This window comes from Kosakonia sp. H7A (assembly GCF_003028445.1).
GTDB lineage: Bacteria > Pseudomonadota > Gammaproteobacteria > Enterobacterales > Enterobacteriaceae > Kosakonia > Kosakonia radicincitans.
Map to the genome: position 1 here is coordinate 194562 of NZ_PYTZ01000007.1, position 15322 is coordinate 209883.

Below are 15322 nucleotides of genomic sequence, written 5' to 3' on the forward strand. Positions count from 1 at the left end.
CTTTCAGATTTTCAGGGTGCCGGGATCACAGGAAGAATGCTCTCCTGCACGCCTCTGTTAACACCGGTATCGGGAGTCTGTTCATGCAGCAAGCCTGTGTTTTTACTTTTTTCCTGCTCTGGCTGGGTTTGTCCGCCGCGTTGGGCCTGGAGATTACCGGCGGCGTCTGCTCCGGTTTTTATCTGGTCTGGGTGCTGCTGTCCGGCCTCCCCTTCCTGCTGCGCCCGCTCGCATGGGCAGAGCGTCGTTTCAGGCCGGAGATGACGCTGATAAGCCAGCACGGAAAGCGGGCATGGGTTCACCTGGCCCCCTGGCAGCCCACCACCCGCCTGACGCCGCCGCGTGTCTGCCTGTTCTGGCAGAGCGTGAACGCCTCAACCTGCCAGGCACTGGAAACACACCGCACCGTTATCATCTCATCGCACCTGCTGACCGGTATACGTGCCCACAGGGTACTGGCCCACACCAGGGAATATGGACTCACGGTCCGCAGCCGTATTTATCAGATTCCTTTTACTCCGTGGAAAAGAGCGCTGATGCAGCTCGAAATCCTCTTCAGGCAGTGGCGCTGGCGTTCCGTCTTCCGGACGACATGGCCTGTGCTGGTCCTGCGGCGTAAATCTTCCGGACCGGAAAAATAATTTCCCCTGTCGCCTGCCTGCGCGGCGCTTCACACTGGATACATGCATGTATTCGATCTGAACGATCGATTTTATCCGTTATACATCCGCATATTCGCGGCGTAACGTATTCACACCGGATACATATAAATAAACCGATGAAAATTAGACTGTTAGCCAACACCAGGACTTTTTATGAAGCATCTGAATATGACATCCCTGCTGGCAAGGATCGCCCTTGAACGGGACGACGAATTGCTGCAGCTGACCGCCGCAATGTCCGACGGAAAGAAAACATCCGGTAACCCGATGGCCATCCGTTTCAAACCTGCTGTGGGGGATTTTATCGTCCTCATGTCAGGCAGGCTGGGGATCTCGGCTGCGGCTCTCGTGAATATTATGATTGAAGGCGTTATGCGTGAAACCCTCACACCGCATCAGGCCGCCATTACCCGCATCCCCGAACGTTTCTGGCTGTTGATGGACGAATACAATCTGTCATCTCCGGAGGTGGCCCATCTGCTTGCGGACTGGAACATGAGCCTGAATGTGCTGGAAAACCGGGAAAGAACACTCGGTTACATGACCGCGCCCCTGCTGGAAAAATTGTCCGAATGGTTTTATGTCAGTACCGGGTGGCTCTCGGGCAAAATTGTCCCTCCGGTCCGGATTACCGTATTTCCTGACTGGTCCGATGCAGCCAGGTTATTAACGTGCAGAATTCAGGAAATCAACCCGGAAGATTTTATCGCCCGGCCGGATCTCTTTTTAATTCGAAAAAAAGAGCAGGATGATATTTTCCTGTTTATTCGCCGGTACAGAACCATTAACGACACAAGGTTCCGTGTTGTGGAATGCGCTGGCCGTTGTTCAGTATCGGGTGAGTCAGGGAAACAATTTACTTCATTCCTGGCCATGTGCGGACTGCTGTTTAAAGCCGAAGTCCTCTTCCTTGTCGATACCTTTATTGATTCAGGGAATATTCTCGATTCAATGATATCCGGGGAAGTACTTCCGCCGGCAGCATTAAGGGAAATACAAAAACCCTTCCACGATACTTACGGAAAATATACCCAAAGGATCTGGAGCACTGACGAAAGGGAGCCTTTCCTTAATCCGGATAATTTTATAAATGATGAATGGAGAAAGATAGCGGAAGACATTATTTCAACCCGTTCCATCTGAATTCACTGAATAGCCCGTTTTAACTGGCGCGCCAGCGTCAGGGGATTCTTTTGCCTGAAACACCATAAATGAGAAAAGGAAATAAATGATGAAAGTTTCAATGATTACACGCTGCATTACCGCTGTCTTGTTCGTTACTGGCGTACCTTCTGTCCAGGCCGCCACGAGCTGGATGGAGGCCCGTAATGATGCAATGGGGGGCACAGGTGTTGCGTCCAGTCATTATGGTACCGCTGCGCTGTCCAACCCCGCGCTGTTGACCCGTTTCGGACCGACTGATGATTTCAGTCTCGTATTGCCGTCTGTGGGTGCTCAGGTTTCAGATCCGGATAACACCGTGGATAAGGCTGATGACGTCAAAAACCTCTGGAATAACTTCGACACCGCGGTAAACAACCAGTCCGGTGTGAGTGCCAGCGCCGCCGCACTGAAAAACAAACTGAATGAACTGAAAGACACGCATTCCGGTGGCCAGCTCGGTGCATCGGTAATCGCGACGGTGCCGAACAGGACGCTTCCCTTTGCCGTTGTGGTGAAATCATGGGGTACCGTGTCTGTAGACGGTAAGGTTACGGACCACGATCTGCAATACCTGGACAAAGTGGCTGAGGGCACCATTCCTCCATCGCTGGTTGATAAAGATGCCCTGACATCGAGAGCCAGTGGGCGCGCTGCCGTCATCACAGACGTCGGCGTCGCAATGGCTCACCAGTTTGAAACCGCCGGTCAGAGATGGTCCCTGGGTATCACCCCGAAATATCAGCGTATTGACCTGTTTAACTACAATGTCTCCGTTCGCGATTTCGATAAGAGCGATATCCATTCCGGCGATTACCGCAACACAAAAACGGGTTTTAACGCTGACCTGGGGCTGGCAACGGACCTGACAGATAACTGGACTCTGGGGCTGGCGGTCCTGAACGTCATTCCCCGTTCCGTTGAGACCAAACCGGTAAATGGCTCGACCGGGACATTCAAGGTTAAGCCGCAGGCCACAGCCGGAGCCGCATGGCACAGCGGTTTTATCACGACAGCACTCGATGTCGACCTGACTGAAGCCAGCCGTTTCGATACCGACAAAAAGCGTCAGTTTGCAAGCGCCGGCGTCGAGCTGAATGCGTGGAGCTGGATGCAGGTTCGTGCCGGTTACCGCCAGAACATCATTTCGAACGATGGCTCCGCCTTCACTGCCGGGCTCGGTTTCTCGCCTTTTGATGTGGTCCATCTGGACATCACGGGCATCGCCGGCACCGACCGTACTTACGGTGCAGTCGCCCAGATGCAGTTCACCTTCTGATTCAACAAAACCGGGGCAACAAAGGATAAGCCCCGGTATTTCACTTCCTGAAGACGTCAAAAGGAAAATAAAATGAAAAAAAGACAACTCCTGCCGGCCATAACTGCCCTGCTTATGTCCCTGACGGCATGCAGCCAGAGCCAGCTAACCCAATTTCCGCAACAGCTTTCAGATATCACATCACAGCCCGCTCCCGGAGCACAGCCATCTGCGTCCAAAGAAGCCGACCGTCATGATGTTGTTAGCGTTTATACCCTGCCGGCAGGCACGGGTGTGGATACCGCGGCCATGCGCCTGAAACAGCACTTTGGATTTTCATCCGACGAGGATGTTGCAGCCGCACGCAACAGCGGCCAGGGAAACGCAGGCTGGTCAGCCTCCGCAATATCCGAAGGTACCAGCTGGCTGGCTCAGCCAGGCAACTACTACCGCATGAGCCGCAACTGGGCCGGTAATGACAGGCTCACCCTCGAAGTCACGGGTAACACAAAGGGCAGTTCTGTGACTGCCACCTACCGTTCGTCGAATCCGGAACATCTGAAACCGGCATGGACTTCACGCCTCATGAAACAAATACCTGAAGTCGCTGACGGCTCTATCAAGTAAATAAGGGGTCACATCATGGTTCAGTTACAGACACAACTCAATGCCATCCACGAACGGATTGCTGATGCGCAGGATATTGTGAAACGCCGGGAACGGTCGGTTAAACGTGCAGAACGCAATCTTGAAATTGCAGAGGACATCCTCACTCAGCTGCAAAACGAACGTGATGAACTGCTGATTGCGTCATGGGGAGATATACCGAACTGGCAGGTTATTTTTGACCTCGTTAATCCCTCACCGGCAATGTATGAATACAAAGAGAAATGGGTCAGGGAAAAAGGCCTTCACGCGGGCGGGATGTATAATTGCTATACCAGTCAGTTGGCCTTCTCTGTTGGTTTTACCACAACATCAGAGCACGAACTGCATCAAAATATCCGCATGGTTGAATTCGTCATGCAATATCTGCGGGCTGACCGTAATAACGAAAAAGTAATGATTGTACATAACGTCCCGACTGACAATTGTTGCCACAACTTCGTTTTTAATACAGTAACGGGAAAATACGGAATTACCACTGACAGCTATATGAGTCGCCGGAGTATTACTGAATATTCAACAGCAGAAGAAGCGCTGCGCTATCTGCAAAGCATTTCGGATACCGATATCGTCCCTGAACCGGAAAGTCTCCCCGGTTCAGTAATATCCGGTGAGGAGTAATGCGATGGCTAATCACATGAAAGAGCAAACTGAATTAACGCTGGCCCGCATTGTTGAACTGGCAGACTACCAGAGAATGATCCGCCATCCCGGCAACCCGGCACAGGGACAATTTGTAGTGACTGGCCCCAATTTTAAGGATGATTCTGCGCGCGTTGGCTACTGCGTACAGGTGCGTAAACACGTTGGCCAGTTTGGTTCTGACATGGTTTTCCTGCGCCACGTAAATGGCTCCCTTACTGTGCATGAAAACAATTGCTACATAGCGATGAATACTGAACAGGAAGTCCTGGCCCGCTCAGTGTTTGATGTATTGCCTGAGGACGAGGAATACGAAAAAGGATACCGCGATTGTGAGAAGGTCCACGAAGTAGGCTTTGTGATTGAAAACTCAGCATCTCATGGTACCCCGGATATCCCTTTCGCCATCACAATCATGACGACGAAAGGCGGTGCGGCATGACTTACAAAAACGAGATGGTCGGGGAAATCATAGCCGCAATAAAGCTGAGACACGAAAAAACGGCTTTTTCGCACCAGTAATCACATGGTTCGAATTTTGTACCCTGCTGGAAGGTCGTGAAGCTGATCATGCAGAGAATGCGCAACTGCGCCAACGCATCGCCGATCCTGAAGCCCGCCCGGTTGCTCCGTTCGACTTCAAAGAGACCACAGACGCAGACTACTGCCGGGAGTGGGCATGGCGTGAAATCACGAAAGACCTCCCTACAGAACACTGGAAAGCCGGGGATAACGGGACATTCTATGCATTTTACCTGATGGGGTGGCATGCACGTTTACAGTACAGCGAACAACGTCGCGCTGAATATTCTCAAATCGCAGGCGCCATTCTGAAAACACGGACAGGGAGCGTTAATACGGAGCCGTGGCGATCATTTGTTTCTGACGATGATATTACCGCGCTGAACCGCTTTGCTGAATGCTGTGATGATCCGGAATCAGGTGGTCATGATCTTGAGAAAGAACAGGTGAAACGGCTTGAAAAGATCGGGTTATTACGGCGTTCGGGGCGGATCAGCTTCACCACGGATTTTGGCGATTTCGTGCTGTCTGCAGCCGGCATCAATCCCAGGGGGCGTAGGCATGCCCAGGGTTAAAAATCGTGAAGGCATGATGATTGAACTGCCTGATTTGCCGAAGCAGCGGCCTAAAGTGGAAGTTCCTGACGGTCGTTTCTCCAGGCCCAGGAAGAAAATCACCAAAGCGCAGCGCAGAGAATTACGCATGAAGTTTGGCGGCCGCTGCGCATACTGCGGTTGCGTTCTTCCGGAAAAAGGCTGGCATGCAGATCACGTTGAACCTGTGCGCCGCGATTTTGAATACGTGCTGGCACCAGCTGGAAGCGGAGTAACGCACGTTACCAGAAGCACAGGAAAAGTCATGCATCCTGAGATGCACACAATAGAAAACCTGTTTCCCGCCTGCGCACCGTGCAACCTGTTCAAGGGTACATTTAGCGTTGAAGGGATGAGAAAAGAAATCAGCCAGCAGGTAGAGCGCGCCCGCGCATACAGCGTCAATTTCCGGACCGCAGAGCGCTTTGGAGTGATCGAGATCGTCGATAAGCCGGTGGTGTTCTGGTTCGAACAGTATCAGCAGCAGGAGGCCGTATGTCCACAAAACTAAACCGGAAGCGGCTGGAAGAAATTGCCAAACTGAAGGGGTGGAAACTGGTTCCGGATCAAATGCACCTGAACGCTGACGCTATCGAATGCATCTGCTCACAATGCGGTGACGGAGGTAAAATCTACGGCGATTTTACGGCGGGTATTCTGTGGGTTGGAGAGGTGCTGACGGACGACTGCAACGGCATTAAGTATGGGCTGAACATATCATCAGCCGAATATCCGGAAAAAGGCACGATCAACATTTATGAGTTCGACAATCCACTTCGTGGCCATTCAGCGGTTACCAGAGATAATACAGGTATGAAGTATTATCACCACTGTATTTATACCTTCAGGCTGACCAGACTTCTGCTGAAAAGAGAAATCCCGCTGCGAATATTTATTTATGCTTTACGGACAAAACCAGGAGCCGTCGCCGGTAAGCATGGTTCTTTTATTGTAGACCCGTTCTACGATGATCTGGGTTAAAAGGCTACAGAATGAAAATTAACGTCAGTCATTCAAGATTATTTTTGCTTGCGATCCCATTAGCCATATATGGTATGGAGTTACTATTCTGGTATGCCCTGATGAAAAGAAATATATTTCCTTCGGAATACATAAGCTGGCGGGTTACTATCCTGTTAACATTTGTATGGATATTTGGGTTTGCTCTCTATTTGTGTGAGAATGATGAAAAATGGCCTGTACTTCTTATGAAGCTATTCAGTCCTGTTGCCGGCTATATTTTAGTGGCATGTATAGCAACTCTGGTTGCATTCGTAACGTGGGAGATAAAACCTTTCACTGACAATTACTTAGATTTATTTCGTCTTGCTTTTGTTGGCAGCTATATTGCCCCAATAATCCTCATTTTTTTATCCGAAATCATCGATGTCTTTTCAGATATGTGAAAAGAAAAGGCCACAATGATTCGTGGCCTTTTGCTTTTGTTCAGTCTGAGCGTTCATGCATCCCGTCTGCAGCAGGACATTCCCGTTCCCCCTGTAATGAGCTGACGTATAAAAAACAGTTCCGGTAGTTATCATCCGAATCAGTCTGTATGAAAGCCGGCTCCGGAAAATCCCCCGGTCCGATAATCTGCTCAGCCGGCCGCGACAGCGCGATCTGATATTCGTGAGTGATTTCATTCGTAAGGCTTAAAACACCTCAGGGTGCAGCCAGTGCTGTCAGGCCTGATAAGGCTTTACAGCACAATACCAAAGTGCAAACCTGCAGTGGCTCACGCTCAGAAAACGTCCGCCTTTACGGCCTGGTGCTTTTTCAAAGGACAGTGAGTGATTTACTTAACTTTAGCCTTTCTGCTGTATTATCCCGCCCCGGCTGATTTTCAGCCCATTGATTACGGGTGTCTGAGGCCCGTAAAGGTATTAGAGAGGTATGACATGACAGCACGTAAATTTTTGACCATGCGTGAGGTGGAGGGACTGATTGCGGTGGTACAGGACGGCACGACCGGCGCCCGCGACTGCTGCCTTATTCTGCTGGCTTTCCGCCACGGTTTTCGCATCAGTGAACTGTTGAATCTGAACTTCAGGGACCTGGACCTGGATGAGGGGCGTATTTTCATCCGTCGCCTCAAGAACGGTCTGTCGACCATTCATCCCCTGATGAAGGACGAACTCCGGGCGCTGAGGCACTGGAAGGAAGAGCGCGCCGCGTGGAAGGCTGACCGCGAGCCGGAGCGGGTGTTCATTTCCCGGCGTGGCAGCCGGCTTTCGCGCCAGCAGGCCTGGCGCGTCATCAGTCAGGCGGGCGAGAAAGCCGGGACCGTCATCGGGACCTACCCGCATATGCTGAGACACGCCTGCGGTTATGAACTGGCCGAACGGGGCACGGACACGCGGCTGATACAGGATTATCTGGGGCACCGAAACATCAGACATACTGTACGGTACACGGCAGGGAATGCGGCACGGTTTGCGGGTATCTGGGATAAAGAGAATATTCTTGACAGGAATAATAATTCCTGAGATGGACAGAAACCAGACCAGAGTCGGTTAATTATTGACCTGAGAGTGAACAATTGGGGCCAAACTGTTTACAGTTTCGGATAAATCTTTTTTTTTGGCAATACTTTGTTGTGATTTTTTTAACTCCATTCGTTAAGTGACTGTATTTTAATTAATTTTTAAATCCTGAAATTTACCCCGCGTTTACAATTTGCATACCTCTCCGGACGTCATTTCGCTCTGTGAGCTGTCACGGTTCTGCTCTTTTCCCCTCAGCACGCCGACAGACAGAATATTATTCCACCATTCCATCGACACCATCCATTATCAGCATTTAATTCCACAAAATATCATTATTCCGGTCAGGAATATGATGAAACAGTTTGGCCCCAACTGTTTCATCAGTGCGGGAAAAACGAGCGGAAACGCGGACTTGCTTTCAGCCAGTTTTACCTGCCGGCTCAGGGCAGACGCGCTAACCGCTGTGCATTTCATGACCATGAAACGTTAATTTACTTAAAGGAAAACAGTATGAAAAAGATCATTGCGCTTTCCGCACTGATGGCCGCGCTGGCATCAGCCAATGCGATGGCGGTGGATTCGAACCTGACATTTACCGGTTCCGTAACATCCAGCACATGCACCATGAATGCATCGGATGCAACAAAAACTCTGGTTATTCCTGATATATCTTCAGCAGCCTTATTAGCAGCGGGTGCAACAAGCCAGTCAGCATCAACAACGATTAACTTCTCAAGCTGCCCTGCTTCTATCTCAAATGTGAAAATCATTAAAGGAGAGACTACAGGCTCGTTATACACCGGCTACAGTGCCACCGAAACCAACCGTAGCGTTCCGGCATCCGGCACTGCAACGGGGCTTAACTTAATTTTGTTCGCCGGCCCATCTCAAACGTCAGTCCCAGTTAATGGCTCAGTAATCAGTAACCAAAACTTTGCCGTAACAAATGGTTCAGCTTCGATCCCAGTGGGCGTTTCCGCAGCAGCTAACGCTAACAATCAGGCTGCTACAGCGGGTACTTACTCAAGCAGCTTTACCCTGACCTTTGCCTGGAGTTAATCCGGCAATCACGTTTTAGAACTAAACAGAACACAGGCTCTAATAAAGGATAATGTCCATGAACAACTCCATGATTAAAAAGTCCCTGCTGGCTACCGCCCTGCTGGTTGCCGCCCACGGTGCACTTGCTGCCTCGCCCACGTCAGTAATTAACGTCAGTGGCAAAATTACAACTCAGACCTGTACCGTGGCGTCCAGTGACGTCAACAAGACTGTAGCCTTAACCCCCAACGGCGACAGTCAGTTGCAGAATGCCACCAATCTGCTGCCTGTAGCTTTTTCTTTCGGCATCAGTGGCTGTGACAGCAGCCTGACAAAAGCAACAGCTACTGTTGGTGGCACCACGGCAAGTTCGGATGTGACCGGTTACGGCACCAGTGCAGTGATTGCTAATACCGGAACTGCCACCAATGTCGGCATCGGCTTCCTGGGTGCTACTTCCGTGAGTTCCACCCCGGCAGGTGTACTGCCGGTTGGCACTGCTTCTGCCGTCGCCACCCTAGCGAAAGTAGGCTCGGCGACCACCACCAGTGGCACCCTTTACCTGGGTGCCCAGATTGTTCCGTTGGTCAAGGCTACCCTTCCAACAGCAGGCACAGTGGCGGGCACGGCAACAGTGACCTTCACCTACTCCTGATGTGACGGCGTGCGGGCCGGGAAACCATTCCGCACCGCCAGACATCACCCGGACCGCCCGTACGGGCGGTCTTTTCAGTGGTTACTTTTTTAGCCGGCCCGGGGCCGGACGGCCTCCCTTTGCCCGGCGTCACGACAGAGACCAGACCATGTACAACAGACTGCGCTTCATGACGGCTCCGCTTTTCATCCTGCTGCTGACCACCACACTCGCGGCCGGCAGCGCACAGGCCGCCCCCGGTGACCAGGGCGGCATCTCGCTTGGCAACACCCGCGTGATTTATAACGAAAAGGACGGCGGGGCCAGTGTGCGGGTCATCAACAGTTCCGGTTCACCATTCCTTATCCAGTCCTGGGCCGATAACTACCGGGGCCAGGGCGGCTGGGAGAAGTCTGCCCCGCTGGCGCAGGGCACCTTTATTGTGACCCCGCCGCTCTTCCGTCTGGATAAAGGCGAAAACAGTGTGCTTGTCCGCCGTGCCAGCGGCGACCTCCCGGCAGACCGGGAGTCGGTGTTCAGCCTCAACGTCAAGGCCATCCCGCAGACCGAAAAACCGGACCCGAAAACGAATTACATCCAGTTCGCCTTCATCAACAGCATCAAATTGTTCTGGCGCCCGGCAGGCCTGACCGGCGTCCCGGCGGACGCGTATAAACAGATCACCTTTAAGCGCCAGGGTGACCGCCTTGAGGCAGTGAACCCGTCGGCCTACCACATCACCGTCAAGACCCTGAAAGTGGGCGGCATCACCCTGTCTGACCCGGATAACCGCATGGTGCCACCGAAAGGTACCCAGAGCTGGCCGCTGCCAGCGGGCGCGTCCGGCCAGGTGACGTACACCACCATCACCGACTTCGGCGGCCTGACCCCGCCGCTGACCACGGCCCTGCAGTAACCTCAACCGGGAGCGAGCACATGCGTGTGAGAACAGGAAGTGAAACGGTGCCGGGGTCGCCTTTAACGCCGCTGGCGGCCGCACTCTGTGTCCTGCTGGCCGGTACCTGCGCCCCTGTCCGGGCGGAGACCGGCTGGTTCAACCCGTCGCTGCTGGGTACCGGCGGCGGGAGCAGCGTCGACGAGAAAGCCCTGCAACGCCTGGCGAATGGCCAGCAGTTGCCCGGTACGTATCCGGTGGACGTGTACGTCAACGGCACCTTTATTGCAAAACAGGACACGGTCCTCACTGCGGACGGTCCGGGCGGGAGCCTCACGCCGTCCTGGCCGGTCAACAGCCTGCTGGCGGCCGGGGTGAAACCTGACGCCATTGCTGCCGACGGCAAGCTGAACATGGCACCAGAGGCGGGTGACCGTCCGGTTCCCGGTATCCTGAATCACGTCGCCGGCGCACAGGCTCGCTTTGATTTCGGCCGCCAGCGCCTGGACGTCACCGTGCCGGAGCTCTCCATGAACCGCACGCTTGCCGGTGCCACCGATCCGCGCTTCTGGGACGAGGGGCTGAATGCCGGTATCGTGGACTACAACCTCAGCGCCTGGAAGAGCAGCGCACGCCGGGCCGGCTCACAGGACAGCGACAGTGCGTTCCTCTCCCTGAACAACAGTCTCAACCTCGGCGCCTGGCGCGCGCACAACTTCTCCACCTGGAGCTATAACGCGCTGGCGCGTAATGCTGACAGCCTGGACACCACTGAACGGCGGGTGACGCAGCGCTGGCAGGCCATCAACACCTGGCTTGACCGCCCGGTACCCGCGGTGAAAGGGCTGCTCAGTATTGGCGACCGCTACACTCCCTCCGACGTGTTCGACAGCGTGCAGTTTCGCGGTGTGCAGCTGGCCACTGACGAGGAGATGTACCCCGACATTTTACGCAACTTCGCTCCGGTTATCCGCGGCAACGCGACCAGCAACGCCCGGGTGACAGTGCGCCAGAACGGTGCCGTGGTCTACGAGACCACCGTTCCCCCGGGACCGTTTGCCATCACCGACCTGCCCGTGGCCTCACTGAGTGGCGACCTGTATGTGACGGTCCGCGAAGCGGACGGCACGACACGCACCTTTGTCCAGGGCAGTTCTTCCGTTGCCGTCATGCAGCGCGAGGGCCAGTTGCGCTACGCCTTCACGGGCGGGAAACTGCGCAGCAGCGGGACCGACACCCGTGAGCCGCAGTTCCTGCAGGGCACCGCCATTTATGGACTGCCGTACGCCCTGACCGTATACGGCGGCCTTCTGGGCGCGGACGGCTACCAGGCCGGCAGCCTCGGACTCGGCTCGATGCTCGGCGTGGCCGGGGCGCTGTCTGCCGACGTCACGGTGGCGAAGGCCCGCATCGCTGATCCGCTGAACGCCGGCAGCACCACGGATTCCACCGGGCAGTCCTGGCGTCTGCGCTACTCCAAGGCGGTGACCGAAACCGGCACCACCCTGACACTGGCCGCCTACCGTTACTCCACGCGCGGCTACTACAGCTTCACGGATGCAAACGCGCTGGCCGACCGCCGCAGCATCATCACCACCTTCACGCCGGACGGCGTCGTGGCCACCCCGGTGGTGCACGGCCGCGCCCGCCAGGAGATGCAGGTCAACCTGAACCAGTCCCTGGGGGACTGGCTTGGCTCCGTCGGGCTGAATGCCTCCCGCAAAACCTTCTGGGACCTGGACCGCGACCAGGAGTCGGTCTCCGCGAACTGGAACTGGACCGTGAAGGGGGTCGGGCTCGGTCTGGGCTGGCAGCTCAGCCGCTGGCCGGGCAGCACACAGAAGGACGACCGTCTGGTAAGCCTGATGGTCACCCTGCCGCTATCGCAGTGGCTCTACGGGCCGGAGGCAAACCACAGCCTGTACAGCACCACCACACTGACCCGGGACAACGATGGACGGGAGACCCTCAGCAACACCGTGGGCGGCACGTTGCTGGAGGATAACCGCCTGGCTCTGAGCGCCGGGCAGACCGCTGTGCGTGCCGGAGGTGATAACGGTGACAGCAACAGCAGCAGCGCTAACCTGAATGCCAACTACAACGGCCGGGCCGCCAAAGTCAGTGCAGGGTACAGCCAGATCCGTGACACCCGCCAGGTGAGCGCCGGCCTGCAGGGTGTCCTCGTCGCCACAAAATACGGACTGACCGCCGGGCAGAGTCCGGGTGAAACCCTTGCCCTTATCCACGCCCCGGGGGCGGCCGGCGTCAGGGTGAAATCCGGGACCGGCATTGAGACCGACTGGTGGGGGAACGCCGTGGTGGCGGCCCAGCCATACCGTCGCAACCGTTACGACCTCGACCTGCTCACCACCGGGCAGAACGTGACGCTGGGCGACACCAGCCGGGAGGTCATCCCGACCCGCGGGGCCGTGGCGGCTGCCGTCTACGACACCACCGTGGGCCACCAGGTCCTGATAACCCTGACCCGGGGAGGACGCCCGTTGCCGTTCGGTGCCACCGTGACGCTGGCCCGCGACGGGGGTGACACGCCAGCCACCGGCAGTGGCCGGGCGGCACCGGGCGGTATCGTCGGTGATGCCGGCCAGGCGTGGCTCACCGGGATGCCGGACCGCGGCACCCTGAACGTGACCTGGGGCGAGGGAGCCGCAGGCACCTGCCGCGTGGCCTTCGCCCTCAGTGACACCGCCATCCGCACAGCAGAACAACAGCACCTGCCGGTCACGGCAAAAGGAGAGTGCCCGTGAGCACAGGCATACTGAACAACCTGGCCCGCATCCTCGCCTGCATGGTGCTCAGTCTGGTGCTCCTGCCCGCCGCTGCCCGCGCCGACACCTGTACCGGCTGGGGCGGTGACCTGGAGAAAGAGGTCGACCTGGGGCTGCCGGCCACGGTGGATATCCCCGTCAGTGCGACTGCCGGCACCGTGCTGGCCTCCGGCAGCACGTCCGTACCGGCCATCGTCTGTCGTGACACTGGTGGGCAGGTGGTGTCCCTGACGGATGTGACCTGGAGCAACGCCACGGTGGATGCCGGCTCGGGGATACGCTATGTCGCCCCGGGCATCGGGATACGGCTGAGATATCACCCGACCGGGAATGCATCCGCTGTCCTGCCCTCTGCCAATGCCGGGGGCTACAACCAGGACACACGGGGGCTGGACTGGCAGTCCGTGGACTGGGAGCTGGTCCGCATGCCCGGCACGGCCGCCACCGGCAAAACCTCCGGCGGGATACTGGTTGGGGTGGGCGTGAATGCGGCGGGAAACACCAGCGGCACAGCCCCCACCCTGCGCCTCACCGTCGGTAACGCCCCGGTGGTGACGGCGGCCTGTACGCTGGCGACCGACAAAAGCCTGGTCGTGCTGCCGGACACGGGGGTCGCGGAGATGATGAGCGCCGGGTACAGCGCCAGCCGGGATGTTCAGGCGCAGATAACCTGCCCGGCAGACACCACGCTCAGCGGCGGCACCACCCTGACCCTGTCAACCCCGCAGACTGACACGGACTCCACGCTGGTGAAAAATACCGGCACGGCCACAGGTGTCGCCATTGAAGTACTTGATGGCACAACCCGCGTCAGCGCCGGCGGCGGCACGGTCAGCCAGGCGGCCTTTACCCAGGGCAGCAGCACGGCCTCACCCGGCGCCACGCAGACCCTCAGTGTGCGCATGGTGCGCCAGTCCGGACAGCCGGTCAGCGGCGGAACGGTGCAGGGCACCTTCACCCTCACGCTCGCCGTGAACTGACCGCCACATGATGATAACCCGCAGTCGTCCGGCACGCCGGACAGGAGAGAGACCATGGAAAAGATAATCCGCACCGCCCTTCCGGGCGTGTGCCCCCAGGCTGTTCCGGCCCCCGGGCAGGTATCGCTGCTGTTCCCCTGGCCTGATGTGCCGGAAACCGGGACCCCGGTGCGGCGGCCCGGACGACAGGGGGCTGTCCGCCATGTTCAGACCTGACCGTTACTTTGACCGGGTGGTGGTGATGGACCGCTGCTTCCTCTCCGGGCGGGCCCTCTGTGAACTGGCCGGCGAGGCGTGTGGCTGCGGCCCCGGCCAGTACGTCAACACGCTGCAGGCCCTGCACGGGCTGCTGGAGGCCGGCGCGGGCCACCGGATGCTGATCATCACCGAACTGCTGAGCGACCGGGAGCCCCTGAGCGCCGGACTGGCACTGCTGGATGCGCTGCAGACGCCGCTCGGGCGCGGGCACTGCCGGGTGATGGTCTGCACGGATCTGACGGACCCGCTGCTGCTGAAGGTGATGCTGAACCGCAGGCCGTCGGTCATCACGCTGCGCCGGGAATCCCTCAGTGTGTTGCGCCAGGCCGTGCGCATGACGGGGGAGTCCTGGCCGGGCACGGTGCTGAGCCCGGCGGTCACGGAGGGACTGGCGCTGGTGCGGGATCTGAAACTGGCCCCGCGGGAGCTCGAGTGGCTGGTGACGCAGATGGACGGGATGGGGCTGAAGGCGTCGGCGCGGGCAATGAACGTGAGCTACAAAACGGTGGCGACATGGCGGCGGAATATTTCACTGCAGGTGGGGTACCCGGAAACCGGGGCGTTCACCTGGCGGCTGGCGCAGATGCAGCATGAGGCCGGCATCAGCCCGCAGCCATCCGTGTTACCCGGAGAAAGACATGATCCGTTATGACCCGATGAATATTGCAGCGGTGGACCGGCAGGGCCGGGACCACCGGATAACCCCCTCTGCCGGCAGTGGCGAAAGGAGAGTCCCCG

At 56.7% G+C, this 15322-nt stretch carries 17 protein-coding genes; all 17 read left to right on the forward strand.

What is annotated here, in order from left to right; genetic code table 11:
* The first annotated feature begins 83 nt into the window (after positions 1–83).
* The 17 genes from CWM66_RS21110 to CWM66_RS21190 all read left to right on the forward strand — a co-directional run bounded on the left by CWM66_RS21110 (position 84) and on the right by CWM66_RS21190 (position 15236).
* The gene (locus CWM66_RS21110) at positions 84–641 is read left to right on the forward strand and encodes a hypothetical protein (RefSeq protein WP_107147196.1); all 558 of its coding nucleotides are present in this window, start codon (positions 84–86) and stop codon (positions 639–641) included.
* A gap of 174 nt (positions 642–815) precedes the next feature.
* Positions 816–1805, forward strand: coding sequence for a hypothetical protein (locus CWM66_RS21115; RefSeq protein WP_107147197.1), 990 nt, complete (start codon positions 816–818; stop codon positions 1803–1805).
* 85 nt (positions 1806–1890) lie between these two features.
* Positions 1891–3102, forward strand: coding sequence for a conjugal transfer protein TraF (locus CWM66_RS21120; protein WP_107147198.1), 1212 nt, complete (start codon positions 1891–1893; stop codon positions 3100–3102).
* 72 nt (positions 3103–3174) lie between these two features.
* Positions 3175–3708: a hypothetical protein gene (locus CWM66_RS21125; RefSeq protein WP_107147199.1), complete on the forward strand. Its 534-nt coding sequence runs from the start codon at positions 3175–3177 to the stop codon at positions 3706–3708.
* 15 nt (positions 3709–3723) lie between these two features.
* Positions 3724–4368: a hypothetical protein gene (locus CWM66_RS21130; protein ID WP_107147200.1), complete on the forward strand. Its 645-nt coding sequence runs from the start codon at positions 3724–3726 to the stop codon at positions 4366–4368.
* A 4-nt stretch (positions 4369–4372) separates the two neighbouring features.
* Positions 4373–4831, forward strand: coding sequence for a plasmid protein (locus CWM66_RS21135; protein ID WP_107147201.1), 459 nt, complete (start codon positions 4373–4375; stop codon positions 4829–4831).
* Positions 4821–5486, forward strand: a complete 666-nt coding sequence (locus CWM66_RS21140) for a hypothetical protein (RefSeq protein ID WP_107147202.1) — start codon at positions 4821–4823, stop codon at positions 5484–5486. The genes CWM66_RS21135 and CWM66_RS21140 overlap by 11 nt, the downstream gene beginning before the upstream one ends.
* Entirely contained in the window at positions 5473–6015 is a 543-nt protein-coding gene (locus tag CWM66_RS21145) for an HNH endonuclease (RefSeq protein ID WP_107147203.1), read from the forward strand. The genes CWM66_RS21140 and CWM66_RS21145 overlap by 14 nt, the downstream gene beginning before the upstream one ends.
* On the forward strand, positions 6000–6485 hold the full coding sequence (locus tag CWM66_RS21150) for a hypothetical protein (RefSeq protein WP_107147204.1): 486 nt from the start codon (positions 6000–6002) through the stop codon (positions 6483–6485). The genes CWM66_RS21145 and CWM66_RS21150 overlap by 16 nt, the downstream gene beginning before the upstream one ends.
* A gap of 11 nt (positions 6486–6496) precedes the next feature.
* The gene (locus CWM66_RS21155) at positions 6497–6910 is read left to right on the forward strand and encodes a hypothetical protein (protein WP_107147205.1); all 414 of its coding nucleotides are present in this window, start codon (positions 6497–6499) and stop codon (positions 6908–6910) included.
* A gap of 492 nt (positions 6911–7402) precedes the next feature.
* Positions 7403–7990, forward strand: a complete 588-nt coding sequence (locus CWM66_RS21160; protein ID WP_071921411.1) for a tyrosine-type DNA invertase — start codon at positions 7403–7405, stop codon at positions 7988–7990.
* Positions 7991–8500: 510 nt separating this feature from the next.
* Positions 8501–9049, forward strand: a complete 549-nt coding sequence (locus CWM66_RS28805; RefSeq protein WP_146159944.1) for a type 1 fimbrial protein — start codon at positions 8501–8503, stop codon at positions 9047–9049.
* Positions 9050–9107: 58 nt separating this feature from the next.
* Positions 9108–9686: a fimbrial protein gene (locus CWM66_RS21170; protein ID WP_107147206.1), complete on the forward strand. Its 579-nt coding sequence runs from the start codon at positions 9108–9110 to the stop codon at positions 9684–9686.
* Positions 9687–9834: 148 nt separating this feature from the next.
* A complete protein-coding gene (locus CWM66_RS21175) occupies positions 9835–10581 on the forward strand; it encodes a molecular chaperone (protein WP_107147207.1) in 747 nt (248 codons plus the stop codon).
* Between the two features lie 20 nt (positions 10582–10601).
* Positions 10602–13325, forward strand: a complete 2724-nt coding sequence (locus CWM66_RS21180) for a fimbria/pilus outer membrane usher protein (RefSeq protein ID WP_107147208.1) — start codon at positions 10602–10604, stop codon at positions 13323–13325.
* A 425-nt stretch (positions 13326–13750) separates the two neighbouring features.
* On the forward strand, positions 13751–14326 hold the full coding sequence (locus CWM66_RS28940; protein WP_158262956.1) for a fimbrial protein: 576 nt from the start codon (positions 13751–13753) through the stop codon (positions 14324–14326).
* Between the two features lie 202 nt (positions 14327–14528).
* Positions 14529–15236, forward strand: coding sequence for a response regulator transcription factor (locus CWM66_RS21190; RefSeq protein ID WP_107147210.1), 708 nt, complete (start codon positions 14529–14531; stop codon positions 15234–15236).
* Positions 15237–15322 lie beyond the last annotated feature (86 nt).

What these genes read in the sequence shown, in the direction of transcription:
- CWM66_RS28805 (WP_146159944.1), top strand. Translation starts at nt 8,501, where the DNA reads ATGAAAAAGATCATTGCGCTTTCCGCACTGATGGCCGCGCTGGCATCA.
- CWM66_RS21150 (WP_107147204.1), top strand. Translation starts at nt 6,000, where the DNA reads ATGTCCACAAAACTAAACCGGAAGCGGCTGGAAGAAATTGCCAAACTG.
- CWM66_RS21135 (WP_107147201.1), top strand. Translation starts at nt 4,373, where the DNA reads ATGGCTAATCACATGAAAGAGCAAACTGAATTAACGCTGGCCCGCATT.
- CWM66_RS21155 (WP_107147205.1), top strand. Translation starts at nt 6,497, where the DNA reads ATGAAAATTAACGTCAGTCATTCAAGATTATTTTTGCTTGCGATCCCA.
- CWM66_RS21125 (WP_107147199.1), top strand. Translation starts at nt 3,175, where the DNA reads ATGAAAAAAAGACAACTCCTGCCGGCCATAACTGCCCTGCTTATGTCC.
- CWM66_RS21115 (WP_107147197.1), top strand. Translation starts at nt 816, where the DNA reads ATGAAGCATCTGAATATGACATCCCTGCTGGCAAGGATCGCCCTTGAA.
- CWM66_RS21180 (WP_107147208.1), top strand. Translation starts at nt 10,602, where the DNA reads ATGCGTGTGAGAACAGGAAGTGAAACGGTGCCGGGGTCGCCTTTAACG.
- CWM66_RS21175 (WP_107147207.1), top strand. Translation starts at nt 9,835, where the DNA reads ATGTACAACAGACTGCGCTTCATGACGGCTCCGCTTTTCATCCTGCTG.
- CWM66_RS21160 (WP_071921411.1), top strand. Translation starts at nt 7,403, where the DNA reads ATGACAGCACGTAAATTTTTGACCATGCGTGAGGTGGAGGGACTGATT.
- CWM66_RS21170 (WP_107147206.1), top strand. Translation starts at nt 9,108, where the DNA reads ATGAACAACTCCATGATTAAAAAGTCCCTGCTGGCTACCGCCCTGCTG.
- CWM66_RS21145 (WP_107147203.1), top strand. Translation starts at nt 5,473, where the DNA reads ATGCCCAGGGTTAAAAATCGTGAAGGCATGATGATTGAACTGCCTGAT.
- CWM66_RS21120 (WP_107147198.1), top strand. Translation starts at nt 1,891, where the DNA reads ATGATGAAAGTTTCAATGATTACACGCTGCATTACCGCTGTCTTGTTC.
- CWM66_RS21190 (WP_107147210.1), top strand. Translation starts at nt 14,529, where the DNA reads ATGTTCAGACCTGACCGTTACTTTGACCGGGTGGTGGTGATGGACCGC.
- CWM66_RS21130 (WP_107147200.1), top strand. Translation starts at nt 3,724, where the DNA reads ATGGTTCAGTTACAGACACAACTCAATGCCATCCACGAACGGATTGCT.
- CWM66_RS21110 (WP_107147196.1), top strand. Translation starts at nt 84, where the DNA reads ATGCAGCAAGCCTGTGTTTTTACTTTTTTCCTGCTCTGGCTGGGTTTG.